This is a genomic window from Nocardiopsis changdeensis, from assembly GCF_018316655.1.
GTDB lineage: Bacteria > Actinomycetota > Actinomycetes > Streptosporangiales > Streptosporangiaceae > Nocardiopsis > Nocardiopsis changdeensis.
On sequence record NZ_CP074136.1, the window covers coordinates 100,275 to 122,673 of the forward strand.

Annotated in this window: 22 protein-coding genes; 20 read left to right on the plus strand and 2 right to left on the minus strand. The window is 73.7% G+C overall.

Annotation, left to right across the window (positions count from 1 at the left end):
- The first annotated feature begins 16 nt into the window (after positions 1-16).
- The 11 genes from casA to KGD84_RS33300 all read left to right on the plus strand — a co-directional run bounded on the left by casA (position 17) and on the right by KGD84_RS33300 (position 9,958).
- Positions 17-1,474 carry a type I-E CRISPR-associated protein Cse1/CasA gene (casA, locus tag KGD84_RS33250; protein WP_220566091.1) on the plus strand — a complete coding sequence of 486 codons (1,458 nt, stop codon included), beginning with the start codon at positions 17-19 and terminating at the stop codon, positions 1,472-1,474.
- 731 nt (positions 1,475-2,205) lie between these two features.
- A complete protein-coding gene (locus KGD84_RS33255; protein ID WP_220566092.1) occupies positions 2,206-3,057 on the plus strand; it encodes a hypothetical protein in 852 nt (283 codons plus the stop codon).
- A 131-nt stretch (positions 3,058-3,188) separates the two neighbouring features.
- The gene (locus KGD84_RS33260; RefSeq protein WP_220566093.1) at positions 3,189-4,853 is read left to right on the plus strand and encodes a hypothetical protein; all 1,665 of its coding nucleotides are present in this window, start codon (positions 3,189-3,191) and stop codon (positions 4,851-4,853) included.
- Between the two features lie 152 nt (positions 4,854-5,005).
- Positions 5,006-5,557 (plus strand): hypothetical protein, encoded by a 552-nt coding sequence (locus KGD84_RS33265; RefSeq protein ID WP_220566094.1) that lies wholly within the window; start codon positions 5,006-5,008, stop codon positions 5,555-5,557.
- 200 nt (positions 5,558-5,757) lie between these two features.
- Entirely contained in the window at positions 5,758-6,516 is a 759-nt protein-coding gene (locus tag KGD84_RS33270; protein ID WP_220566095.1) for a hypothetical protein, read from the plus strand.
- Between the two features lie 77 nt (positions 6,517-6,593).
- Positions 6,594-7,112, plus strand: coding sequence for a type I-E CRISPR-associated protein Cse2/CasB (locus KGD84_RS33275; protein ID WP_220566096.1), 519 nt, complete (start codon positions 6,594-6,596; stop codon positions 7,110-7,112).
- 121 nt (positions 7,113-7,233) lie between these two features.
- On the plus strand, positions 7,234-7,707 hold the full coding sequence (locus KGD84_RS33280) for a hypothetical protein (protein ID WP_220566097.1): 474 nt from the start codon (positions 7,234-7,236) through the stop codon (positions 7,705-7,707).
- Positions 7,708-7,821: 114 nt separating this feature from the next.
- Positions 7,822-8,805 carry a hypothetical protein gene (locus KGD84_RS33285; protein WP_220566098.1) on the plus strand — a complete coding sequence of 328 codons (984 nt, stop codon included), beginning with the start codon at positions 7,822-7,824 and terminating at the stop codon, positions 8,803-8,805.
- A 170-nt stretch (positions 8,806-8,975) separates the two neighbouring features.
- Positions 8,976-9,572: a DUF6199 family natural product biosynthesis protein gene (locus tag KGD84_RS33290; RefSeq protein WP_220566099.1), complete on the plus strand. Its 597-nt coding sequence runs from the start codon at positions 8,976-8,978 to the stop codon at positions 9,570-9,572.
- Positions 9,573-9,632: 60 nt separating this feature from the next.
- The gene (locus KGD84_RS33295) at positions 9,633-9,755 is read left to right on the plus strand and encodes a hypothetical protein (protein ID WP_255647296.1); all 123 of its coding nucleotides are present in this window, start codon (positions 9,633-9,635) and stop codon (positions 9,753-9,755) included.
- The gene (locus KGD84_RS33300; protein ID WP_220566100.1) at positions 9,752-9,958 is read left to right on the plus strand and encodes a hypothetical protein; all 207 of its coding nucleotides are present in this window, start codon (positions 9,752-9,754) and stop codon (positions 9,956-9,958) included. Before KGD84_RS33295 ends, KGD84_RS33300 begins: the two co-directional genes overlap by 4 nt.
- 598 nt (positions 9,959-10,556) lie before the next feature.
- On the opposite strand, the gene KGD84_RS33305 is transcribed toward KGD84_RS33300, so the two are convergent.
- Positions 10,557-10,718 (minus strand): hypothetical protein, encoded by a 162-nt coding sequence (locus KGD84_RS33305; RefSeq protein WP_220565948.1) that lies wholly within the window; start codon positions 10,716-10,718, stop codon positions 10,557-10,559.
- A 242-nt stretch (positions 10,719-10,960) separates the two neighbouring features.
- Between KGD84_RS33305 and KGD84_RS33310 the strand changes: the two genes are divergently transcribed.
- The 8 genes from KGD84_RS33310 to KGD84_RS33345 all read left to right on the plus strand — a co-directional run bounded on the left by KGD84_RS33310 (position 10,961) and on the right by KGD84_RS33345 (position 20,934).
- Complete coding sequence (locus tag KGD84_RS33310; protein WP_220565949.1) at positions 10,961-11,359, plus strand: hypothetical protein; 399 nt, start codon at positions 10,961-10,963, stop codon at positions 11,357-11,359.
- Positions 11,360-11,682: 323 nt separating this feature from the next.
- Complete coding sequence (locus KGD84_RS33315) at positions 11,683-14,829, plus strand: PHP domain-containing protein (RefSeq protein ID WP_255647289.1); 3,147 nt, start codon at positions 11,683-11,685, stop codon at positions 14,827-14,829.
- 304 nt (positions 14,830-15,133) lie between these two features.
- Entirely contained in the window at positions 15,134-16,114 is a 981-nt protein-coding gene (locus KGD84_RS33320; RefSeq protein WP_220565951.1) for a hypothetical protein, read from the plus strand.
- An 88-nt stretch (positions 16,115-16,202) separates the two neighbouring features.
- On the plus strand, positions 16,203-16,535 hold the full coding sequence (locus KGD84_RS33325; RefSeq protein ID WP_220565952.1) for a hypothetical protein: 333 nt from the start codon (positions 16,203-16,205) through the stop codon (positions 16,533-16,535).
- 332 nt (positions 16,536-16,867) lie between these two features.
- Complete coding sequence (locus KGD84_RS33330; protein ID WP_220565953.1) at positions 16,868-18,571, plus strand: serine/threonine-protein kinase; 1,704 nt, start codon at positions 16,868-16,870, stop codon at positions 18,569-18,571.
- 393 nt (positions 18,572-18,964) lie between these two features.
- Complete coding sequence (locus KGD84_RS33335) at positions 18,965-19,612, plus strand: LexA family protein (protein WP_220565954.1); 648 nt, start codon at positions 18,965-18,967, stop codon at positions 19,610-19,612.
- Positions 19,613-19,675: 63 nt separating this feature from the next.
- Positions 19,676-20,203: a hypothetical protein gene (locus tag KGD84_RS33340; RefSeq protein ID WP_220565955.1), complete on the plus strand. Its 528-nt coding sequence runs from the start codon at positions 19,676-19,678 to the stop codon at positions 20,201-20,203.
- Between the two features lie 116 nt (positions 20,204-20,319).
- On the plus strand, positions 20,320-20,934 hold the full coding sequence (locus KGD84_RS33345; protein ID WP_220565956.1) for a hypothetical protein: 615 nt from the start codon (positions 20,320-20,322) through the stop codon (positions 20,932-20,934).
- A 19-nt stretch (positions 20,935-20,953) separates the two neighbouring features.
- On the opposite strand, the gene KGD84_RS33350 is transcribed toward KGD84_RS33345, so the two are convergent.
- Positions 20,954-21,505, minus strand: a complete 552-nt coding sequence (locus tag KGD84_RS33350) for a hypothetical protein (protein ID WP_220565957.1) — start codon at positions 21,503-21,505, stop codon at positions 20,954-20,956.
- 478 nt (positions 21,506-21,983) lie between these two features.
- Between KGD84_RS33350 and KGD84_RS33355 the strand changes: the two genes are divergently transcribed.
- Complete coding sequence (locus KGD84_RS33355) at positions 21,984-22,373, plus strand: hypothetical protein (RefSeq protein WP_220565958.1); 390 nt, start codon at positions 21,984-21,986, stop codon at positions 22,371-22,373.
- Positions 22,374-22,399: the final 26 nt, after the last annotated feature.

Genomic DNA, 22,399 nt, shown 5'->3' on the forward strand with positions numbered 1-22,399 from the left:
GAGCGAGGAGTCCCCTATGCCCGACCTTGGGTTGAACCTGTTCCGCGATCCGTGGATCCCCGTGGTCTACGCCGACGGCACCCGGACCGAGGTCGGTGTGCGCACTGCCCTGGCCGACGCCGACCGCATCGCGGCCCTGGCCGCCGAGAACCCCACCGTGGACATCGCCTTGTACCGGCTGCTGCTGGCCGTGGCCCACCGCCTGGCCGGCCCGGTCGACTCCCGGCACTGGCCCGCCCTGTGGGAGTCGGGCCTGCCCCTGGAGGACCTGGAGGAGATCGGGCGGGGCCGGTGGGAACTGCTGCCCGCCGACGGGGAGCCCGGCTTCGCTCAGGATCCCGTGCAGCGGCCCGAGCCCGCCCCGGTGGCGTCCCTGACCGCCCTGGCCGACCGCGGCGCCGGCGCCGGGTTCCTGTGGCGCATGCCCCCGGAGCTGAGCCTGTCCGAGGCGGCCCGGTGGCTGCTGTGGTGCCACGCCTGGGACACCGGCGGCATCCGCGCCGCCCACGAACGCGGGATCGACCGGGGGGTGCCGGTCGGCCCGGCGGCCGCCCTCCCCCACACCCGGCTGGTCGGCACCCCCCTCGCCCAGACCCTGCTGCTGAACCTGGCCCCCGGCCCCCAGGGGCCGGCCGGGCAGGGCTGGTGGGAGCGCACCACCCCGGTGGCGGGGCGCCGCCGCGGCCGCACCCCGGAGGGGATGGTGGACCTGTTGTGCTGGCCCGCCCGCCGCATCCGCCTGCTGCCCGACGCCGACGGCCTGGTGCGCCGGGTGTACATCACCGGCGGCGACGACCTCAGGGTGCCCGGCGACCCCGCGCACGGCGCCGACCAGTGCTTCCAGGACGCCTACAGGCTGGTGCTGCCCCGATCACTGGAGGCCACCGTCCCCGGCCTGGTCGCCCCGGCCAAGAGCCGCACCACACCTCCGTCGACCCCAACGGTCATCGACTGGTTCGCCGACCGCCACCACGTCCTGGACCGGGTGCAGGTCGAGACCACCACCCTGGCCACCGACCGGCACCGGTCCGTCATCTACGACATCCACGACCGCACCTGGACGCTGCCCGCCGCCGCCCTGGTCCCGGGCACCGCCGCCCACGCCCGCCTGGCCCGGGTACGGGACATGGTCGCCCTCGCCGACAGCGCGGTGCGCGCCGCCGCGACCGCGACCGTTCCCAGCCGCGCCGCCCGCGCCAAGGAGCGAGTGGCCGACCTGGTGGCCCGCGCCCGCCATGAGTGGTCCGGGGACCTGGCCCCCGAACTCGCCGACCTGGACACCGACGCAGGAATGGAACAGTGCCGCGAGGCGCTGGCGGACGTGGTGGCACGGCATGTCGACCGGGCGGACAGGCGCCTGCGCAGCAACCCCGGGCGGCTGGCGGAGGGAGCGCCAGCGCTGTCCAAGGCCCGTGCGTTGAGCCACCGCCTCTCCCAGCCCGGCCCCGCAGAGCCCGCGGAAGCCGCCCTTTGAGTTGCGTCGCCTCCCGTGAACGCCGGACACGGCGACCGGGAGCCTGGTACCGTGGCATCAGCAAGCCGCCCCGCGCACGCGGGGGTAGTCCCTAAGGGGCCGGCTTGCCAGGGTGAAAGCCCGCCAAATCCTTGCGCACGCAGGGGAAACACCCCTCCTTCGGGAGGGGTTTTTGCTGTCCGGGCCGACGGCTCCGCCGGGGACGCGCGCGGGCGTCGAAACCCCCGCCCACCCGCTGCGCAGTCCGACACGTCCTGATCGTGGGAAGTGCCCGCGCGGTCCGTCCGCCACGGGTTCCTGGACACCGCCCTCCGGGCCATCACCGGACATGGTGGCCCGCCGTCGGCTCCAGCCGTGAACTCCTTCCCCGGCTTGTAGACTCCAGCCTCACGACCCCGCACCTGGCGGGGATGACCCTTGGTACGGACACTGCTCCCACGGGTCCCCGCACCTCGCGGGGGAGACGGCCCCTCCTTCGGGAGGGGTTTTCGCTTGTCCGCACCCCGCAGGCGTTCCCGTGGAACGCGCGGCCCCGGGCGCCGGCGGGCGGGCTCCGCGCCCGACCCGCAGCCTTCCCAGGGCCGGGTTCACTGTCTGCGGCGTGTTTTCCCAGTTCACGGGAGTCCGGGGAATTCCCCGGCAGTTTTTTCTCGAAAAGCACCCACGGATGAGTACAGCGGTGTACTCTTGAGTTGTTGATTACGACGCTGTACTCATTGAGGAGGTTTCCGGTGGCCCTGCACAACACCCCCGTCCAGTTGGACACCCCCACGCTGGTCGACCAGCGGCCGCGCGAGCGGTTCGCCGACGCCGCCACCCGCCCCGACCCCCAGGTCCGAGACCGCGCCCAGGCGATGGTCGTCATGGAGGTGTGGGACGCCGCCCTCGGCCCCGACCCCGCCCCCATCGCCGCCGACACGCTCGGCATCACCCCGGAGCGGGTCGACCAGCTCAAGCAGGTCGGCCAGGACTGGCTGTGGCAGGCCGTGGTGAACCCGCCGATCGAGGTCCTGGTCGGCGGCCGCCGCACCGAGCTGGCCGAGGCCCTGGAGGACGAGGACATGGGCGCTTTGGCCGACCGGATCCGCCGCCAGCGCTTGGGTGACGGCCAGTACGTGGCCCTGACCCTGCGGGAGCTGGACTCCATCCGCCCGGTCGTGGAGGCGATCCCCGAGATGTACGCCGTCCGGGACCGGCTGGTGCCGCTGGTCCGGTCCGCCTGGTGGGACGCCGCCGCCGAGCAGCACCGGCGTTTCCACGCCGACCGGGCCGCCATGGACCAGGCGACGAGCCCCCGGGCGTGGGCGGACCTGTACGGCTACCAGCGGGCGTGCACCGCCCTGGAACAGGTGCTCGCCCACGGCAAGAAGCCGTACCCCGCCCCCTACCTGGGCGACGGCTCCGAGACGGTTGCCACGGCCGACCGGCTCGGCGAGCTGGACAGGGCCGTGCGGAAGCAGGAGCACCGTTTCATGACGTCGAAGGAACGGGACCGCGCCGACGGATGGGTGATGCCCCGGGACACCCGGGAGGCACTGGATGCCCGCCCCGGCACCTGGCGGTGGGGCCAGGCCAGCGCCTGACCGCGCACCCGCGGGCGTGTCCGAGACGCCCGCCACAGTAGTGAGAACCGTGTCCCGCCCTGGTGAGGAGGGCGGGCCACGGCCCCAGAACCAGGCGCGGCCGGGACAACACCAGATGAGGAGACAACCCCATGACCAGTGACAACGACGCCCCCACGATGCTGATCAGCTGCGGTAGCGGCGGTGCGGCCTGGCCCGAGCAGACGCGCCCCCGCACCGGCCGACCCCGGCGCGAGACCTGGTACGCCGACCAGGCCCCCGAGGGGTTCGCCGCGGACCAGGTCCCGGGCGGGCACACCACCAGCAGCGGACTCATCAGCGGCATCGTCGTCCCCGTCGACGTGCAGGAGCGGTACTACGCCGAGGACGGATTGTCGCTCGGTGTGGGCGCCGACGAGGGTTATGTCTGGACCGTGACGGTCCGGCCGGCCGCCGCCGAGGAGGCCGCGCCGCTGGTGGAGGCCGAGCAGCGCCGGGGCAGGCAAGCCCACGTCGCCGCCCGGCTGGTGCACCTGCTGGACTGGCGTTACGGCGGCCGCCAGCCCGACGCCTTCCACTACGACGGTGACACGGGTTCGAGCCCGGCCACCGCCGTGCCGGTCCCCATGGCCCCCCGCTACGACACCGCCGGCCTGCACCGGGAGCTGCTCATCGACCGCCGGTCCGGTGTGCTGTGGACGCTCGCCTACAACGGCGGCGACGGAGACGACTGGACACAGTCCACGTGGGGGTCGTGGATCGCCATCGGCCACCCCCTCACCCCCGACCGGGAACGCCTGGTCCAGGACCTCACCGACCTGTACGCCGACGATGACGACTGGCGCCACCAGGGCGTCGCCGCCGACGGGCAGCGGGCGCTGCTGGAGGCCGGATGGACCCTGCCCGCCCTGCGGCAGCGGCTCCAGACCATGCAGGTGGTGGACGCCGCCGACGTGGCGGCCCTGCTGGAGCGCACCCCGCAGGAGTGGAAAGAGGCGGGGTGGCCCTGGCAGTGGCCGCACGGCGGATACCAGCTGCGCGGGCACTGGCGGGTCACCGAGGCCGCCGCCCTGGCCGCGGCCGGGATGGACTACCCGCGGGCCAAGGCCCTGCGCGAGCACGGCGGGCACACCACCGTGGCCGCCACGCTCGCGGCCCGCCCCCCGCACGTGCCCGAGGGCACCCGCGTCAAGCTCACCCACCCGAACCCCCGCTACCCCGAGGACACGGCGCCGGTGTGGGCGGGCTCGGCGGAGGAGATGCGCACCTACCTGGAGCACAACGCGGACCGGTGGGACTGGCTGGTCTCTGCCGAGACCGGGCCGCGGGCGGTGCACCACGAAGGAGGAGGGGACCAGGGGTGGACGCTGTGGGACGACCACAGCATCACCCGCGGGGCGTGGGTCATCTGCCCGATCGGGCACGGATTCACCCGCCCCAGGGACCTGACGGCTCCCGCGCGCGCGGCGGTGGAGCTGTTCGTGGCCGCCGACCGGATCGGCCGCTCCGAGCAGTGGGTGCCGCTGCTGGAGGCGGTGGAGCACGACCGCACGCCGATGCGGGATGCGGTCCTGAACCGGGCCGCCCCCTCCCCCTTCGGGGACGGGTGCATGGCCCAGGTGACCGAGCACCGATTCCTGGTCCGCCGCGGCGACGGCACCGAGCACACCGTCACCTGGTGGGAGGCCACCACCGCCAGGGGCGACTGCGAAGGCGACATCTGGGACAAGGCCACGACCCTGCACACCAGCGGCGCCGAGGCCCGGTCCGAGGCCCTGGAGCGACTGGGGCAGCTGCGCGCGGAGGCGGGTGTCTGACACCCGGCACGAGCACCGGAGCGGCCCGCCCGAATTGAGAAGGGCGGGCCCCTTCTCCCCACGACAACGCCTGATCCGCCCCTGTGCCCCGCACGTCGCGGGGATACCGCCACCCGGCGGGATCGAACCCCATGAAGAGAGGTGAGAAGCCTATGGAGACCGTGCCCATCCGCATGAACGGCATCCTGGTGGCCGCCCCCGTCGAGGGCGCGGACCAGGTCCCCCAGGACGCTTTGCCCGTGGAGGGCTATCGTGACGAGGACGGCGATGAGGAGTACTACACCGAGGCCGAACGTGAGGAGAGGATCACGGTCGGGTACGTGTGGATGCTGCCCGACTCCCCCGCCGAGGAGACCGGCCGGGACCAGTGGATGGCCTGGTCGCCCGTGATCGGCGTGGTCGCCCCCCAGACCCAGGAGCCCGGCCACCCCGGCCGCTACTTCGCCCGGGAGGCCGTCAAGGCCGCGTACGGGCTGCGGTACCTGGACGAGGAGCTGACCGCCGCGGTGTGCGCCGTGGTGGACGCCGGATCCTCCGCCCCGGTGGCGTTGCAGGAGCACAGCGAAGGGCTGTACGCGCTGGCCACCTACGGGAGCCTCGTGCTCAAGGACCCCACCGGTCCGGCCTACACCGGACACGCCCGGTACTCGCCCACCCCGTTCGCCCAACGCCTGGTCCAGGCGTACCGGGCCGTCACCGGATAGCGCCCGGGACCAGCACGAGCCCTGCGCCCAGCAGGGGTCCCCGGGCCGCCCGGCCCGGGGAAACAGAAGGTTCCGCCCAGGTGAGGAGGGCGGAACCGAGCCCCACGATACCCGCTGACGCGCGGCGGCCCCGCCCTGGTGAGGAGGGCGGGCCCGCCACCCGACACACCGCACGACAACGAGGAGAGGAAGAGCCACCCATGCATCTGTCCGGAGCCCACAACCGGGCCCCCGTCCGCGCCCTGGCCCGCGCCCTGGAGGCGGCCGCCCCCGGGCTGATCGACCGCGCCCACGACTGGGAGCGCACCACGCTGGCGGTGCACCCGCTGTGCACCGCCCCCCACGACGGCGAGGGCGAGCGGGTGTGCGCCTGCCCCGCCCGCGAGCGCGCCGGCCGCGCGGGCTGGTACGAGGTCCGCCACACCGCCCCCGCCCTGGTCACCGACCCCGACACCGGGTGGGAGGAGATCGGCTACGTGCCGGTGGGCGGCCGGATGGCGTTGCTGCCTCCGCCGCCGGTGCTCCCCCGCGCCGCCCGGCTCGCCGCCACCCCGCCGCCCCGCCTGGCCCTGTCCCCCGCCCAGATGGCGTTCTACGGCGCCGAGGAGCTGGCGCGCCAGGAGGAGGCCCTGCACCGGCAGGCCGCCGACCGCCCCACCAGCACCGCCTACGACTGGACCGGCTACGCCGCCCGGATCCTGCCCCTGCTGCGTACCCTGGACCGGCCCCGCCCGCTGGAGGGCGCCGCGTTCACCGAGGCGACCCGGGCCCGCCTGGCCGCCGCGCGCCTGGAGGTGGCCGCCGCGCACCGGTCCCTGCGCGACCGGCTGGCCGCCGACCCGGCCCGCCTGGACCGGGTGGCCGCTTCCCGCGCCCGCCTGGCCGCCGCCGAGCAGGAGGTGAAGGCCGCCGGGGCGCTGCTGGCGCACCTGGAGGACACCGGCCACCGCGCCGCCTGACCCGTTCCCGGTCTGCGTTCCCCGCACCTGCGGGGGTGGGGCCGCCACCAGGCGGCCCGCAACCGAAGGGACAGATGATGAGCAACGAACCGACCGTTCCGGCCGGGTGGGACCGGGCGGCGCTGGAGAGCCACCTGGCCAGCCCCCGCCGGGGGTGGGCCCGCGACCTCACCAGCCGCGGCCTGGAGGTCGCCGTGGAGTCCGACGCCGGACCCCTCGCCCGCCAGATCACCGGCCAGGACGTGGACACCCCCGCTCACACCGCCGTGTGGCTGGTCCTGGCCCTGGCCGGCCTCGGCCGGACCGGCGAGCCCGGCAGCGGCGTGACCTTGGGCGCGTACCTGGCCGGCCTCGGCCGGCACCGCGGCCGCGAGCACTACCGGCGCATCGTGTCCTACAGCGCCGGTTCCGAGCCCGCCCGGACGGTGCAGATGGTGGCCGCGGTCCTGCGCGGTGGCGGCCGAGGCCCGGCCCCGGACCCGGTCCTGCTGGCCGCCGACCTGGCCGACCAGCTCAGCCCCGACGCCCAGGTGCGCCGCCGCGTCGCGATGCGGTGGGCCAGCACCCTGGCTGAGGCGGGCGTCAACGCCACCTGACGACCCCCGGGGCCCTCCCCCGCGTCGAGCGGGGAGGGCCCCGGCGCGGTGAAGAGCGCGGCCCGCCCGACACCCGGGCGGGCCGCCACACAAGAACACGAGGAGGGAAAGGAGGAGGTGCGTGCGCAAACACGAGGTCTGGATCCGGCTCGGCTACGGCAAGGGCGACCTGTGCACCGTCCACACCCAGCGCGAGGACGGCACCCGCCGCAGCTACCGCGGCAAGGTGCTCGGCTGGACCCCGACGAACCGGCTGGTCCTGGAGGTCATCGAGCACGTGGACGGCGAGGCGCAGCGCATCAAGCGCGGCATCAGCCCCGAGGACGCCCAGCGGGCCTACATCGCCGACCGCAAGGACGCCGAGCGCCGGCGCATGGCCAACCTGCCCAAGGCCACCGGGCGGCAGGTGAAGTACGCCCTGTCCCTGCTGCGACAGATCAGCGACCAGCAGTGGGCCGCCACCCCCCGCGGCGCCCGCGGCGAGGACCGCCCCGACGAGGACGCCCTGTGGATGATGTACCAGGAGGACATCAGCGACCTCATCGACGACATCAAGGACGTCCAGGAATCAGGAATGGGGACTGTGACCAGCTGACACGCGCTCATCGCCCCTGAGAGGGGAACCGGCCCGACCCTGCGTCCGGGCCCTGCGCGTGAACGGGCGGCCCGGCCCTGGCGCAATGTCGGCGCCAGCACACACACTGGTGCCATGAGCGCCCCCGCGATCAGCCCCCGGCAACTGCCCGAGATCCGCCACCGGCTCGCCCAGTGGTACGCCTCCCCCGCCGCCGCCGACACCCTGGCGGCCGTCAGCAGGACGAGCCCGGACGCCGCACGGATCGGTGCCGAACGCTGGCGCGGCGCTCTGGACCAGGCCGGGATGGTCTACGTCGCCGAGGACATGTGCGACACCGCCGAGGAGATGGCGGAGGGCCTCTCTACGCTGGCCGTGGACGCCGAGGACGACCTCCCCCAGCCCCACGGCATCCTCATCTGGGGCCGCCGCCCCCGCGTTCCCGCCGACCCCGACGACGGGATGCACTACGCCCCCGACGGGGTGGTCTGGTCCACCCGCGGCCGCACGATCGAGGTCGGCCTCCTGCTGCACCCCGCCAGCACCACCCCGCGAGCGCTGGGCGAGGCCCTGCGCGCCCCGCTCGTCCACTTCACTCCGCCCCATCTGGTCCCCGACGTGGTCCCCATGGGGGACCTGCGCATCCCGGCCGACGGCCGCGAACGCCCCTGGTCGTCCCTCATCAACGGGGACGGCACCGAGGAGGCTCAGAGCGACACGGTCGCGGTGATGCGGATGCTGCTGGCGACCTGGCTGGTCATCCGCCAGCCCGCGAGCCGCCGCAGCCTGCACGACGTGGAGCACCTCAGTGCCCCCCGCGCGGCCGCGCGGCGCATCGAGCGCGCCGGGGGCGACCCGACCCGAACGGTGGACTACGTCACCCTGCGCCGGTACGAGCCGCCCACGGGCGCCGCCACCGGTGCCCGTCCCGGCCCCGGCGACGGGACGGGGCGCACCTACCACGTGCGGTGGTGGGTCGGACCGCACCGCATCACCCGGCACTGGCCGTCGACCGGGGAGTCCAAGCGGGTGTGGCGCGGCCCCTACCTGGCTACTCCTGAGGGGTGCGAGACCGCGCCCATCCAGGGTGAGGAGCGGGTGTACGTCCTGCGCCGCTGACGCCCACCTCCGACCAGGTCCCCGACGGCCTTGGAGAACTCAATCATCCAGGGGATGCGCAACCGCGCCACTCGGCCCCGCCCGGCCATAGCCGCCGCGCCGGGAACCACCTGTGCCGCGCAGGGCTCTAACCCTGCGAACACCCCCGAACACCCTGTGGAGTACGCGGTATGGCCCTGATCCTGACCATCCTGATCGTCTGCGGCCTGGTCCTGGCGATCTACCCCCAGCTCGCCTGGCACCTGAAGTCCTGGCAGTACCGCGACCCCGAGCAGAATTACCCCTCGGACCTGTGGTTCTTCACCCAGCGCATGGCCGGCGGGGCCATGGTCGTGATGGGAGTGGTCGGATTCGTGCTGTGGAATCCCGCACCGCCGGCCGAAGACCCCACCGCGGCCGAACCCTCCGCCTCCGCCTCCCCCTCCGAGACCACACCCCGAGCGGGAGACCTGGCCCCGACCCGGCACCTGCTCACCGACGCCTCCACCCCGGAGGGCCGCCTGAGCGGGTACACGCTGGTGGGCGAGGACCGGATCGAGGTGCGCGCCTGGCTCGGCCACTGCTCCTCCGGATCCGATCCGCTCTCGGTCACGGTCCAGGAGGACGAGGAAACCGTGACCGTCCACGCCGTCTACTTCTCCAACACCTTCCTGTGCGGGCAGGGGGAGGAACACGGTGGTGAGACCAGCACCCTCGTGGACCTGGAGGCGCCGCTGGGGGATCGCACGGTCGTGGACACCGACGGCGAACCCCTGCTCTCCTACTGACCGGCCCGGCACCCGCCGGGCCCATCAGGTGCGGGCGGCGCGGGGTGGGATCATCGGCAGGTGACCGATACCTCCCACCCCACCCTCGCCCGTGTGCACGCCGACCTGAGTGAGGCCGCCGACTTGCTGCGCCGCGGCTCGCCCCTGTCGCCCCCGGAACCCGGAACGGAGACGATGGAATGACACCACCCGAACCCGACCAGGTCCCCGACGACCTCGGAGGACTCATCATCCAGGGAATGCACAACCACGCTGCTGAAACCCGCCGGACCATTGCCGCCGTGCTGGGAAACGCCCGCGCTGCGCAGGAGCGCCTGAACCGCACCCTGGCCGCCCAGGAAAAACCTGACGGCGACGAGTCCAAGGACCCCCCGGCCGCGCTGTGACGGCGCCAGACTGGCGCCCATGATCACCTCTCGCCGCCGAGCCCTGGCCGTTGAGCTGGCCCGCGCGCACATGCTGTAGGCGGTCGAGATCCCGACCGCCGCCGACCCGGCGCCAGCCCTGCGCACCCGATGGGGTGGGCGGACATCGCCAGCGGCAGCCCCCTGGTCACCTGAGCGCGAGCGCCCCGCGCCTGCGTACTGGTGGCTCCGGTTGGCGTCTCCTGGCCCTACAGGGCAGCAAAACGGGGCACCCCGGACTGTAGAGCCGTGAGGGCGCCCCGTTCCCATTGTGCGCCTCGGCCCCTGCAAGCCACCAAGGATTCAAGGCCAGGCTAGGAGAACAATGTGGAATTACCGTACCGAGGTCAGGTGCGGTGCCGCAGGAAAACAGCCCAAACCCATCGCACCGGGCATCCCAGGTGAACGGCGTCCGCCGACATGCTCTCGGCGCTCGGGGCCCCGGGGATGGCGCAGAGTCCTACGGGCGGTTCTGCTGCGCACGGCCCTGGCAGCGCCTACGCTGGCCAGGGGAGGACCCGCGCGGTGAATTGAGACGCACACGCATGGGCCCTCCCCTGGGACTCCACCGGCCAGGTCCCTACTGGCCGGTGGGTCCCTCCTCTCCCTGGCGCCACAGCCACAGGGCGGCCCGGACCAGTGCAAGCACGGTCCGGGCTGCGTCCGCAGCCAGGCGCCACAGCCACCACTGCGGCTGTCGGCCGCTCTCATCGTCGGAGCGGCCTCTACCGGGGATGCGCACAGTGCCTCCTCACCCAGCGGGCAGGGCCCTCCCGCCCGCGACCAGGGGCACCCCACAGGGGGTGAGCAGGACCGGCACCCGGCACACGGAATCTACCGCCCTCGTTCAGGGTTGTGCACGTGCATCTGCACATGCACATTGTCCGGATGCGGCCACCCGAACAGGGCTTTCGTCCCTGGCTGGGCAAAACGGATCACGCAACCCCGCCTGCGAACCGGGCCGCCGGCCGTCAGGATAGGGCCATGTCCTCTCTTGACACCGCACCCCCACCCGCGCTGCCCGAACGCGGCCCCCTCGCCCGCGCCGTCAACGCCGCAGCACTGACCTTGTTCACCGCCACCGGGGCTGCCCTGTGCATCTGGATGCTGCGCCCCTCGCTGGGCGTCGCGCTGGCGGTCGGTTACCCGCTCATCCTGGTCTGCCTCATCTGGTGGCGGTCCTCGCGCGCGGCCCCGGGAAGGTGGAGGCTCACCGCCCTGATCGCGCTCATCCTCGCCGGGCTCGTCTACGCCGCGTTCGAGGCGGCGGGCCTGCGTGGGCTGGAGCCGTCCGGCCGGCTCGGCTGGGCGGTGCTGGCTGTGGTGTTCTACCTGCCCGCGGTCATCACCGCGACGGACGACCCTCGCCCCTCGCGATCCTGATCGTCGACACGCCGCAGTCTCAGGGATCGTTCATCCGTCGGTCGCGTGGGGCCAGAGGGGGCGGCCGACTTCGCCCCGAGTGCCAGCGGCCGGGCAGGGAACCGCCGAGGGCACTGTAGAGGTCCCCACCGACAAAACCGGGTGTCCTCGGGGAGTTTTTTCGACCGCGGAAAGCCCTGCCGTGTCGGGGATCCCCGCGCCAGCAGGGGTTCCAGGGCAGGTCAGGCGGGTTTTCCGTGGTCTCGCACAGCGCTACAGTCATCGAACACAGGTTCGATTTTCGGCGGCGCACTTCCCCGGAGCCGCAGCATCAGAGGGGAGGGGTGTGCGCGTTGCATCTGCGGGTCGCCTCGTTCTACTCGCTGCGGCACGGCACCGCCGCTCCGCGCACCCTGGTGGACGCCGCGGCCTTCGCCGGGTACACCACCGCCGCGCTCACCGACCGGGACACCCTCATCGGCGCCGCCGAGCACGTCGCCGCGTGCCGACAGGTCGGGCTCGGCCCGGTGCTGGGTGCCGACCTGGCCCTGGCGGTGCCCGGCGGGGGCCGGGCCACGGTACTGGCCCGCGGTCGAACAGGGTGGGGGTCGTTGTGCCGCCTGGTGAGCGCCGCCCACCACGGGCCCGCCCCGGCCGCGATCACCCCCGCGATGGTGGCCGAGCGCCCCGACGGGCTCGTGGTGCTGCTGGGCCTGGACTCCGACGTCGGCAGGGCGCTGGCCCACCGGAACCCGGCCGCGGCCCGCGCGGCGCTGGACGCCTGGCAGGCCGGCGGCGCCGACACCGTGCTGGGCGTGCACGACCACGGAGTCCCCGGCCAGCGCGAGAGCGCCCGCGCCCTGCTGCGCCTGGGCGAGGACCGCCGCCTGCTGGTGGTCGCCGCGGGCCCGGTCCGCTACCCCGCCCCCGACGGGGCGCCGCTGGCCGCGGCCCTGGACCGGATCCGCAGCCACGCCCCCGGCATCCCCGAGCTGGAGCCGGAGACCGGCCGCGCCCACCCGGCCGCTGAGGAGGCCGTGTTCGGGGAGGCGGTCGGCATCTGCTCAGGGGACACGGCCCGCGCCCGCCGGCTGCTCGCCCACACCCGCGCCCTGGCCGCGTCCTGTGTCCTGGGCCCGGCCGCCGACCTCGGCATGGGCCAGGCCCACCTGCCCGAGCACCGCGAGGCCCGCGCCCAGCTCCGGGCGCGGGTGGCCGACGGCGCCGCCCGCCTGGGGCTGGAGCGTTCCCCCGCCGCGCGCGAGCGCGCCGCCTACGAGCTGTCCGTCATCGACCGGATGGGGTACTGGAGCTACTTCACCGCGGTCGATGACGCCGCCCGTGCCATCCGGGAGAAAGGGATCCGGTGCGCGGCACGGGGCTCGGCGGTCGGCTCCCTGGTGGTGCACCTGCTGGGGATCAGCCCCGTGGACCCGCTCCAGCACGGCCTGCTGTTCGAACGGTTCCTCACCCCCTCACGCGGGGAGCTGCCCGACATCGACCTGGACGTGGAATCCCACCGCCGCCTGGAGGCGTACGACGCGGTGCTGGCCTCCCACCCGGGCCCGGCCGGGGCGGTGGCCATGGTGGACACCTACCGCGCCCGCAGCGCGCTGCGCGACGCCGGCGCCGCCCTGTCCCTGCCCGCCGCCGAAGTCGACCTCATCGCGTCCGCGATCCCCCGGGTACGGGCCGACCGGATCCGGGAGACCATCGCCGAACTGCCCGAACTCCGGGCGGTGCGCGCCATCACGGGCCCCCGGACCGAGGCCCTGTACGACCTCGCCGAACAGCTCGCCGGGCTGCCCCGGCACCTGGCGATGCATCCGTGCGGTCTCGTCCTCGGCGGCCCTGACCTGCCCGACCGGGTGGCCTCCCAGCCCTCCCCGGCCGGGTACCCGCTGCTCCAGGCCGACAAGCACCACGTCGAGGAGTGGGGACTACTCAAACTCGATGTGCTCGGCGTGCGCATGCAATCCGCGATCAGCCACGCCCTGGCCCAGATCGAAGCCACCACCGGCACCGCGCCGGACCTGGACACCGTCCCCGAGGACGACCCCGCGACCCTGCACCTCATGGCCACCAGCGCCACGATCGGGGCGTTCCAGGTCGAATCAGGTGGCCAGCGCGAATTGCTCTCGCGCCTGCGCCCCCAGGGGATGCAGGATCTGATCGCCGACATCAGCCTGTTCAGACCGGGCCCGGTCGGGGTGGACATGGTCGGCGCCTACCTGGACGGGCGGGCGGGCAGCCCCCGACCGACACCCCACACCGACCTGGACCCCGTCCTCGCCGATACCGGAGGCGCCGTGCTCTACCACGAGCAGCTCCTCCGGGTGCTGGACGTCTACCTCGGGTGCGGACTGGACGCCGCCGAGGCGATGCGCCGCACCCTCGCCACCCCGCACGGGCTCACCCAGGTCCGCGAGCAGTTCCATGCGGCGGCCGCCGCCCGCGGCCGGCCCGCCGATGCCACGGCCAAGGTGTGGGAGATCGTGGACGGGTTCCGCAGCTACGGGTTCTGCGCCGCCCATGCCGCCGCGTTCGCGACCCCCGCCCTCCAGTCTGTGTGGTTGAAGGCCCACCACCCCGCCGCGTTCTTCGCCGGGCTGCTGACCCACCACCCGGGCATGTACCCGCGGCGCACCCTCATCGCCGAGGCCCGCCGGATGGGCGTGCGCATCCTGCCCCTGGACCTGCACACCTCCGCCGCCACCTGGCAGGTGGAGAAGGTCGGCGATCTGGCACGGGGGATCCGCCCGCCGCTGTCCGACATCGGATCCCTTACCGACGCCGACCGCGACCGGCTCCTGGCCGGCCGCCCCTACACCGACCTGCGCGACCTCATCACCCGCACCCGTCTGCCCTCGGAGGCCCTGGACGACCTCATCATGGTCGGCGCCCTGGACGCCCTCTGCGCAGCAGAGACCCCGGACGGTCCCGGACGGCGCGACGTCCTGCTGCACGCCCACGCCCTGGTCCGAGCCCGCCCCCGCACCGCGGCGGCCGCCGGCGGCGGCGGGGACCAGCTCGCCCTGGACGCCGCACCCGCCCCCATCCCGACGGGCCGCACGCTACCGCTCACCCACACCGAGCGCCTCGCCGAGGAGGCCCGCGTCCTGGGGTACGAGATCAGCGGGCACCACCTCGACCCGCACGTGGACCGCCTCACCGAACTCGCCGCATCCCCCACCGGACTGGTGGTCGCCGCGGACCTGCACCACCACCCCGACGGCTCCCGGGTCACCGTCGCCGGGCGCCGCATCGGCTACCAGACCCCGCCCACTCGCTCCGGAAGGCGGGTCGTGTTCTTCACCGTCGAGGACCGGACCGGCGTCACCGAGTGCGCGATGTTCGCCGACACCGCCGCCCATGCCGCCGCCACGCTGGCAGCGGAGACGCTGGTGGTCGTCCGGGGCCGGGTGCGCCGGGCCGCCCCCGGTGCCCTGCCCACCCTCACCGTCACCGGTGTGCGCCCTCTCCTGGGGTGAGCGGATCGTGTCCCGCTCAGTCCTGCCGCTGCCGGCGGGTCTGCCGAGGCGTCCGGCAGGGGCCTGTCGGAGAGGGCCGAAAGGGCTTCCGGAGTACGGGGGCGACCTGGATCTTCACCATGGGCCGCGCCCGCCCGAGGCGGTCACCGACTGCTGGCGCGTTGCCGGAGTTCTGAGGCCCAAGGAGCGGCGAAGAACACCCGCCAGCTTGAAACTATGGTAATATAGTGCTTGTTGATGAGGAGAATTGGCCTTCTCGCATCAACCGATACGACCGTTCGACCACCCGAAAGGGTTGACACCCATGCCATCGACCGATGAGCGATTGACCGACGTCCAGTGGGAGGCGTTCGCCGCTGCCCACCCACAAGACAGCTTCCAGCTGTCACTGCCTGAGGACATCACGTGCCTGTGGGCGCAGGTTTGGGACTTCTTCCTTGACCGGTTGGGCCCGCTGAGCCTGCCTGAAGTCGAAGAGGTGTGGCTGTGGGACACCTCCAACACCGACGAAGCTGGCCTGTTCATGACGGTGGACCTGTCCAGCAAACTGCGCATCGCTTCGCTGGCCTTCACCCCCACCAGCCTGTACACCACCACTGACCGCCGCGAAGTCCCGCAAGGGCCGCAGGTCGCGCGTGAGGTCATCGACTCTCTTTTGGGAATGCGGGCCCGCCTCATCGCCGAGGCCCAGAAAGACAGGGTCACCCGTGTTCCCGGCCAGGTGGCCGCCCCACGGTCGGCTTTCGCCTTGGCCGAACTGTGCGCGTGCCACGGCCGTGCTTACCGCCTCACGGGCGATCCTGTCACCGGCGTCACCGAACTGCGCGTGACCTGGCCCACCGGAGACCCAAGCGGGCTGTGGTCCCTGCGCGCTGAATGGGCCCCGGGCCACAGCACCACGGACCCGTTCCGGGCCGAGGTGCACCGCCGGGACCCGGCCAGCGGGAAGCGCATCAACGAGGAAGTCCGCCCTGAACAGGCCGTGGACCTCATCACCGGAGGAGAGGCCGCCTCCGCAGCGCACGGCATCCCCCAGGGCTCCGTCAACACGGTCACCGTCAAGGGCCTGCTCCAGGCCCTGTTCGAGGCCGAGCGGGAGTGCCTGAGCCCGGCCGCGCGCCTCGTGGTCGCCCACAACGGCGCCCCCGACCTAGGCGACCCGGTCACCGAGGTCACGGTGCTGCCGTACCGCACCGACCCCGGAACCGGTCAAGGGCTTCTCGGCGCGGCAGCCGACGGTCACGCGGACGCCGATCCGGCGCTGGTCCTGTTCACCGAACGCTGACCGGCCCAGGCGCCCCCAGGGTGGCGGCCGCACACCGATGCTGCGGCCGCCACCCGCGACCGTGTTGACGACGTCGAGGACCTTGACCATGCACCGAATGCAGCCCGGCGCCGTGCCAGCCGGGCACACCACCGAACCCACCCTGGCCGATCTCCTCCAGGCCGCCACCACCGCCCGCTACCGGACGGACATCCGCTTCACCCCGTCCACGGGCCGCGCCCCCGCCCTCTGCTACCTGTTCGTGCTCTGGCCAGCAGCCGATCCGAGCGGGCGCTACAGCGTGGAGACCCATTGGGTGCGTCCCACCGGGGGCGTATGGCGGCCCGCCCAGGTACGCGAGCACACCCGCACCGGCGCTCGGGACATCACCGTGGCCCAGGCCATCACCCTGCTCACCACCGCAGGCTGCGCTAGCACCTGACCCACAGGAGCCGACCCCGCAGCACACCACCGGCCGCCCCGGACAGGCCACCCCTGTTCCCACCGGGGCGGCCGGTGACCCCACAGAGCATCACTGCGGTGGCCGATGCCGTGACCGCTCCGGCCCGCGAACCCGGCCTGTCCTGACACCCCAGCGGGCCTTGGTGAGGCGGCCCCGCTGGGCACCGACAGAGCACCCGTACAGCTTCCACCACAGTGCGCAACGACATCCCCGCGGGCAGCCGAGGCCGCCCGCTTCAGCCACTCGACCGACACGACAGGCTGCGACCCGCCATGATGAAACGCCCGCCCCCGCCCACACGAAGGAGCCCCGTGCCCACCGTCCCGCCCGTCCCCGCCCCCTACCGCTGCCTGTGGCGGTGCACCGGCGACGGTCCGGCGGTGGACACCGCGGCTCCCCTGATCCTGCGATGGGCCAACCGCAACCACCCCGGAGCCGTGCCACACCTGGACGCACCGGGCCGCTACCGGCTCAGCGCCCGCTCCCGCGTCGTGGTCGCATCCCACACCGGCCACGAAGGCACCCGCGGGGTACAGGTGAGCGTCCTGACCGACCGCGGAGACGACCGGTGGACGACGAGCCTGGCCGTGGTCGAAACCCCCACCGCCGGAGCCTGGGTCCAGGCCACCGTCCACCGCACCCCGCCCGCCCCCGGAGACCAGATACTTCCTCCGCAAGTCCTGACCGACCTCATGGCCGCGCTCGGCGCCGCCGACGGCCACACCTCGCTGCCGGGCCGCCTGGTCCTGCACCGCGACCCCGGCAGCGTCGCGGCCCTGGCCGATGCCCTCACCGATCCGACCCGCATCCTGCCGCTGGTCCTGGGCTGCTCCCCCGCTCCCGCACAGCCCGGACCACGCCCTCTTCCCGCGGGGTTGGTGCCGACCCTGGCGGGCATGGCCGCCGTGCACGTCCTGGACGTGGCCGCCCAACAGGAGGTCACCCCGCTGCTGCCCTCGCACGTGCGGTTGCGTCCCGGGCGGCTGTTCGTCCTGGGCCCGCCCCCGGCCCTGGCCGTAGCCGAGTACGACCCCACCGACCCCCGCACCCCCGACCTGGCCCGGGCCGCGGTCACCGGCCACGCCCACCGTGCGTCCCCACCCGAACCGGTGGCGGAGGTGCTGGCCGAGCTGGAGCACCACACCACACAGCTGGACACCGACCCGCACACGACAACGCTGGTGTACACCACCGCCTCCTCCCCCACCGACCAAAAACCCGCAGGCGCAAACGACGTCATCGACGAGGCACGCGAACGCGCCCGCCTGGCCGACCAGGTCGAGCGCCTGCGCACGGAGGTGACCCGCCTGACCGCGCTGGCGGCGACCGCGACCGCCCGCGCCGAGGAACTGGACCAGGACAACACCGACCTGGCCACCGAGCGCGACCGGCAGACCGACCGCGCCGACCGTGCCGAGGCCGAAGCCGCCTGGCTGCGCGCCCAGGCCGCCGAACACGGCCTGCACCAGCTCGCCGCAGCCCCCGCACCACCACCGCCCCCATCGAGCGGGCCGCCCCGGCGGGTGCAGGACCTACTGGAGCGCATCACGTCCGGGGAACTGCCCCACCTGGTGTTCACCCTGGACGAGGGGCCGGTCCACGACCTGGCCCTGGACCGCGCCAAAGAGGCCCTGTGGGTGGGCAGGGCGTGGCAGGCCATGGAAGCGCTGGAGGACTGGTGCCGCTACCAGCAGGACCACCCCGAGGCGGGAGTCGGCTTCCACCTCTACCTCACCCAGGCGCCGACCGGGTACCGGATCATCCCGCCGCGCAGACTCGGCACCACCGAGTCCGAAGCCGTCCGCAGCAACGAGCGCCTGGCCGCCCAACGCGTGTTCACCGTCCCCACCGACCTCGACCCGACCGGGAAGGCGCCGATGTTCGCGCACATCAAACTCGACGTCGACTATGGGATCTGCCCGCGCATCCATTTCCTGCCCCACCCCGAAGGTCCCACCCCGACGGTCGTGGTCGGGTATCTGGGCCGCCACCTGCCCGTGATCTCCACGAACTGACCAGGTCAGACCGCGCAGGGCACGAAAGCGGCCGAGCACCACACGGTGGCGGCAGGCGCCGCCTCCCGGCCCTTGTCGGGCACGGCGTGGTGACCTTCCGGAGGCGGGCCGGGGCGAGCTGACCAGCGCCCACAGGACCCCTTTTACTGCCGTGCCCACCGAAGCACGTCCCGGCGTCGGCGCTCCAGGGCGGTCACCACTTCAACTCGCACCACCGCCCCGACGGCTCCCGCGCCACCGCCACCCACGCCGCCGCTAGGGCCCCGTTCAAGGCCAGGCCGTAGCGCACGTGTCCGTGTGATCTGCGATGATGCCGTTCCGCGCCTGTGGAACGGAGGCCCTGATGCCACGCTCATCCCCCGCCTCCTGCGCACGCTAGAGAAAGGCACCCCCATGCCCCAGCTCCTCACCGCCCCGCAGAGCACCGTCCTGCACGCCATCGCCGCCCTGACCCAGGAGATGGGCCACGCCCCCACCCTGCGCGAGATCGGCGCCCGGGCCGGCCTGGCAAGCGCCTCCAGCGTCACCCACCACGTACGCGCCCTCGAACGCCTCGGGATGATCACCCGCAACCCCCGGGCGCCCCGCAGCGTGCGGCTCGTCGGCGCCGCCGCCACCGCCCCCGTGAAAGACCTGCCCGACCTGGTCGCCCTGACCCGCACCGCCCACGACGCCGAACAGCGCACCCGCGCAGCCGAGAGCGAGCTATCCACCCTGCGCACCCAGGCCGCGCGCGCCCGCACCCGCGCCGAACGCCTCGAACGCCAGGTGAAAACCGTGCGCGCTCTGCACAAGCCGGTCCCCGAGCACCCCCGCGCCCTGCTGGACCCCCACGGCAGCGACACCGAGTGCATCGCGTGCGGCCGCGACGTGTTCACCGACCAGCGCCGCCACCACTTCGACCTCCTCACCGAGACGTGGCGGTGCACCGCCCGCGGCGCCCGATCCCCCATGGTGTGCCCCGTCTGCCGAGACGGCCAGGGCCGCCGCCTGGCTGCACCCTGCCCCACCTTCCAGGCGGTGGACCCCACTGCTCCGTGACCGGCCCTGGCCGCAACTGGACACCCCGGCCGGGGCGGGCACGGATGGCCCTAGGATCCGCGCATGGCCCTCGCCGCGCTCATCATCTCCCTGCTCAGCCTGCTCATCTCGGGCATCGCCCTGTACCCGCAGCTGACACAGCACCGGCGCGACGCCGACCGCCGCCACGACGAACTCACCCCGCACGTACACGTCGCCGTCCGGCGCCAGGACGGCGACCGTGCCGTATTGGAGGTGACCGTCACCGGACCCCGTTCCCTGGAGCGCCTGGACACACTCCAGGTCCGTCTGGAGGACGACCACCCGCGGTCCCCCGTGGTCGCCGGCGGACCCACCCAGGAGGACCTGGACGCGCAGCTGTGGGGCCCCTACCAGCTCTCCCAGGGGGACGGACGCACCGTCGAGCTGACCGACGTCGCCGTGCGGCAGCTCTACGCGCTGAGGCTCACCGCCACCCCGCCCCCTCCCTGGGCGGTGCCCGCGCACTGGCGCCAAGACCAGAACAGCGCCCCGCTCATCGTCACGGTCCAGTGCCGCAGCGGCCGCACGTCCTGGACACCGCTGCGCCGGGAACACGTTCACCCCCGGTGACGGCGCCCCCGCTTCCGAGCACCGAATTCCGGTCCCTGCGGCCGGGCTCGCGCGGTACCGTCCGAGAGCTACCGGTGCCCACACCTGTTAGAGGAGTGAAAAGAGTGGTTGCTCATGTGGTGTTCGCACCGTCCTCGGCGCCGGTGCCGCTGCTGCCGATGAGCCCGGAGGAGCCGCTGGTGGCCATCGGCGAGGACCTGGACCACCTCATCGAGTCCGTCGGCGCGCTGACGGGCGAGGACCCCGTACAGGTCCTCACCGGCATCACCCCCACCACCCGGTTGGCCATGCCCGCCGCCGTCGTGCTGGACCTGGTCGGAGCCGGCCACGACGCGTTCGCCTGGGGGCAGCTCGGGCTCCTGCTGCGACTGATCTGCGACCAGGACCCCGACATGGTCCGGTTCGACGTGGGCACCGACCCCAGGAACCTGCTGTCCGTCCTGCTGCTGCCCGCCGCCCGCGCCCTCCACGAGCTGGGCGTCCCGGTGGAGCTGTGGGCGTTCGAGGGCCACCAGGGCCCGGTCCGGATCCCCCTGTTGACCGGGACCGCGTGGGCTCCCCCGCTACTGCCGCACCTGGCCGAGCTGGCGGCGTTCGACCACCAGGGGCGCGCCGCCCGGGTTCCCGGCCAGGAGCTGGACGGCTACGCCTACCAGGCGCCCGCCGACGGCGGATACGTGCTGACCCCCACCGGGGCTCTGCTGCGCGGCCTGCTGGTCACGGCGAGCTGACCGGCGCCCGCACACTCTCTTACTGCTGGGCCCACCGAAGCACGTCCTGCCGGCGTCGGCGCTCCAGGGCGGCCACCAGCTCGGGATGCTCACGGTCGAACGCCTCCAGGGCCTGGAGGGCGTCGGTGACGGCCTGTTCGTGGCGGCCGGAGTCCCCGCGGGGCGAGAGGTAGGGGTCCAGCTCTCCGGCGTCGTGTGCCCGGCCCGCCGCCTCGGTCGCGATGTCCTGCGCGGCCCGGAGCGCCTCCACCAGGTGGGCGCGGGCCTGTTCCAGGTTCGGCGGGACGGTGGACCGCACTGCCTTGAGTGCGGCCTCGATCTGGGCGGCCTCGGCTGCGGTGAACGCCGCCCGGCCGAGCGCGGCCGTCGCTCCTGCGGGAAGGTCTCGGGGGTGGGTGAGCGCCCAGCCCCGGCCCAGCTCCACCCCGTCCAGGGAGGCGATGAGGACCACGTCGTCCTGGCGACCCAGGTCGGTGGGGCGCACAGTGTGCACCACCTCTACGCGGACGGTGCGCCCGTCCCTGGTCCGTTTGGTGAGCGCGGTCGTGACGTGCTGCTGCGGCGCTGCCATGAGATGTGCCCTTCCGGCCGAGGAATCCGAACCGGGACGGCAGGCACACGGGCCCGCCGCCCCTGTGCAAGGAGCGGTTGTGATCCTCGGCCCCGGGCGGGGCCGCCACGACTCCCCCGGGCAGAGCCGGGGTGTCCTTCACCGGCGCCGGTGCGCCGGCGGTGCTGCGATACCCCCGCGGAGGCGGGGAGGCCGCACAGGCTGATCGTTGTACGCGAGCGCGGAACACCATCGAGCGTTCCCCTGTGCGGCCTGTTCGTGAGTCTAGCCCGCCGGCGCCCACGGGCGGAGGCCATCGGCGAACACGGGAGCAGCGGCCCGCCGGCGCCGTTCACGTCGCGTGTCCCCGGCCTGGTCTACCCTGGGCCCCTTCCACGGCCCACCCGAGACACCCCGGGCCGTCCACGTTGAAGTACCCGGTGAAGGCCCGCCCAGGCGGCGGGCCGCCTTTCGGCGTTGGACGAACAGGGACGGATCCATGGACCACAGCGACCGCGACCGCACACTCATGGCCGAGCTGTACCGGCTCGGGTACACCAGCTACGAGATCGGCCGCGCCTTCGAGCGGGACCCCTCCACCGTGCGCTGGCACCTGCGTGAGCACGGAGTGGAGGTCCGCCGCCGCGGCTCACGCCCGCGCCCGGATGTGGACACCGCCGCCATCGTGCACCTGGTGGACGGGCTGGGGATGTCCTACGTGGTGACGGCACGCCTGGTCGGGCTCTCCCGCACCGCCACTCGGAACCGGTACCTGCGCCACCACTACGGCTACGGGTGGCGGGTGTCACCGCCGCACCTGCGCGGCACCACCCCCAGCGGTCTGCCGGCCGGCGCCAGGGGAGGCCGCCCCGGACCCGGCCCGGAGTGAGGGCCGGGCCGCCCCGCGCACACGGG

What these genes read in the sequence shown, in the direction of transcription:
- casA (WP_220566091.1), top strand. Translation starts at nt 17, where the DNA reads ATGCCCGACCTTGGGTTGAACCTGTTCCGCGATCCGTGGATCCCCGTG.
- KGD84_RS33260 (WP_220566093.1), top strand. Translation starts at nt 3,189, where the DNA reads ATGACCAGTGACAACGACGCCCCCACGATGCTGATCAGCTGCGGTAGC.
- KGD84_RS33265 (WP_220566094.1), top strand. Translation starts at nt 5,006, where the DNA reads ATGGAGACCGTGCCCATCCGCATGAACGGCATCCTGGTGGCCGCCCCC.
- KGD84_RS33270 (WP_220566095.1), top strand. Translation starts at nt 5,758, where the DNA reads ATGCATCTGTCCGGAGCCCACAACCGGGCCCCCGTCCGCGCCCTGGCC.
- KGD84_RS33275 (WP_220566096.1), top strand. Translation starts at nt 6,594, where the DNA reads ATGAGCAACGAACCGACCGTTCCGGCCGGGTGGGACCGGGCGGCGCTG.
- KGD84_RS33285 (WP_220566098.1), top strand. Translation starts at nt 7,822, where the DNA reads ATGAGCGCCCCCGCGATCAGCCCCCGGCAACTGCCCGAGATCCGCCAC.
- KGD84_RS33290 (WP_220566099.1), top strand. Translation starts at nt 8,976, where the DNA reads ATGGCCCTGATCCTGACCATCCTGATCGTCTGCGGCCTGGTCCTGGCG.
- KGD84_RS33300 (WP_220566100.1), top strand. Translation starts at nt 9,752, where the DNA reads ATGACACCACCCGAACCCGACCAGGTCCCCGACGACCTCGGAGGACTC.
- KGD84_RS33310 (WP_220565949.1), top strand. Translation starts at nt 10,961, where the DNA reads ATGTCCTCTCTTGACACCGCACCCCCACCCGCGCTGCCCGAACGCGGC.
- KGD84_RS33320 (WP_220565951.1), top strand. Translation starts at nt 15,134, where the DNA reads ATGCCATCGACCGATGAGCGATTGACCGACGTCCAGTGGGAGGCGTTC.
- KGD84_RS33325 (WP_220565952.1), top strand. Translation starts at nt 16,203, where the DNA reads ATGCACCGAATGCAGCCCGGCGCCGTGCCAGCCGGGCACACCACCGAA.
- KGD84_RS33335 (WP_220565954.1), top strand. Translation starts at nt 18,965, where the DNA reads ATGCCCCAGCTCCTCACCGCCCCGCAGAGCACCGTCCTGCACGCCATC.
- KGD84_RS33340 (WP_220565955.1), top strand. Translation starts at nt 19,676, where the DNA reads ATGGCCCTCGCCGCGCTCATCATCTCCCTGCTCAGCCTGCTCATCTCG.
- KGD84_RS33350 (WP_220565957.1), bottom strand. Translation starts at nt 21,505, where the DNA reads ATGGCAGCGCCGCAGCAGCACGTCACGACCGCGCTCACCAAACGGACC.
- KGD84_RS33355 (WP_220565958.1), top strand. Translation starts at nt 21,984, where the DNA reads ATGGACCACAGCGACCGCGACCGCACACTCATGGCCGAGCTGTACCGG.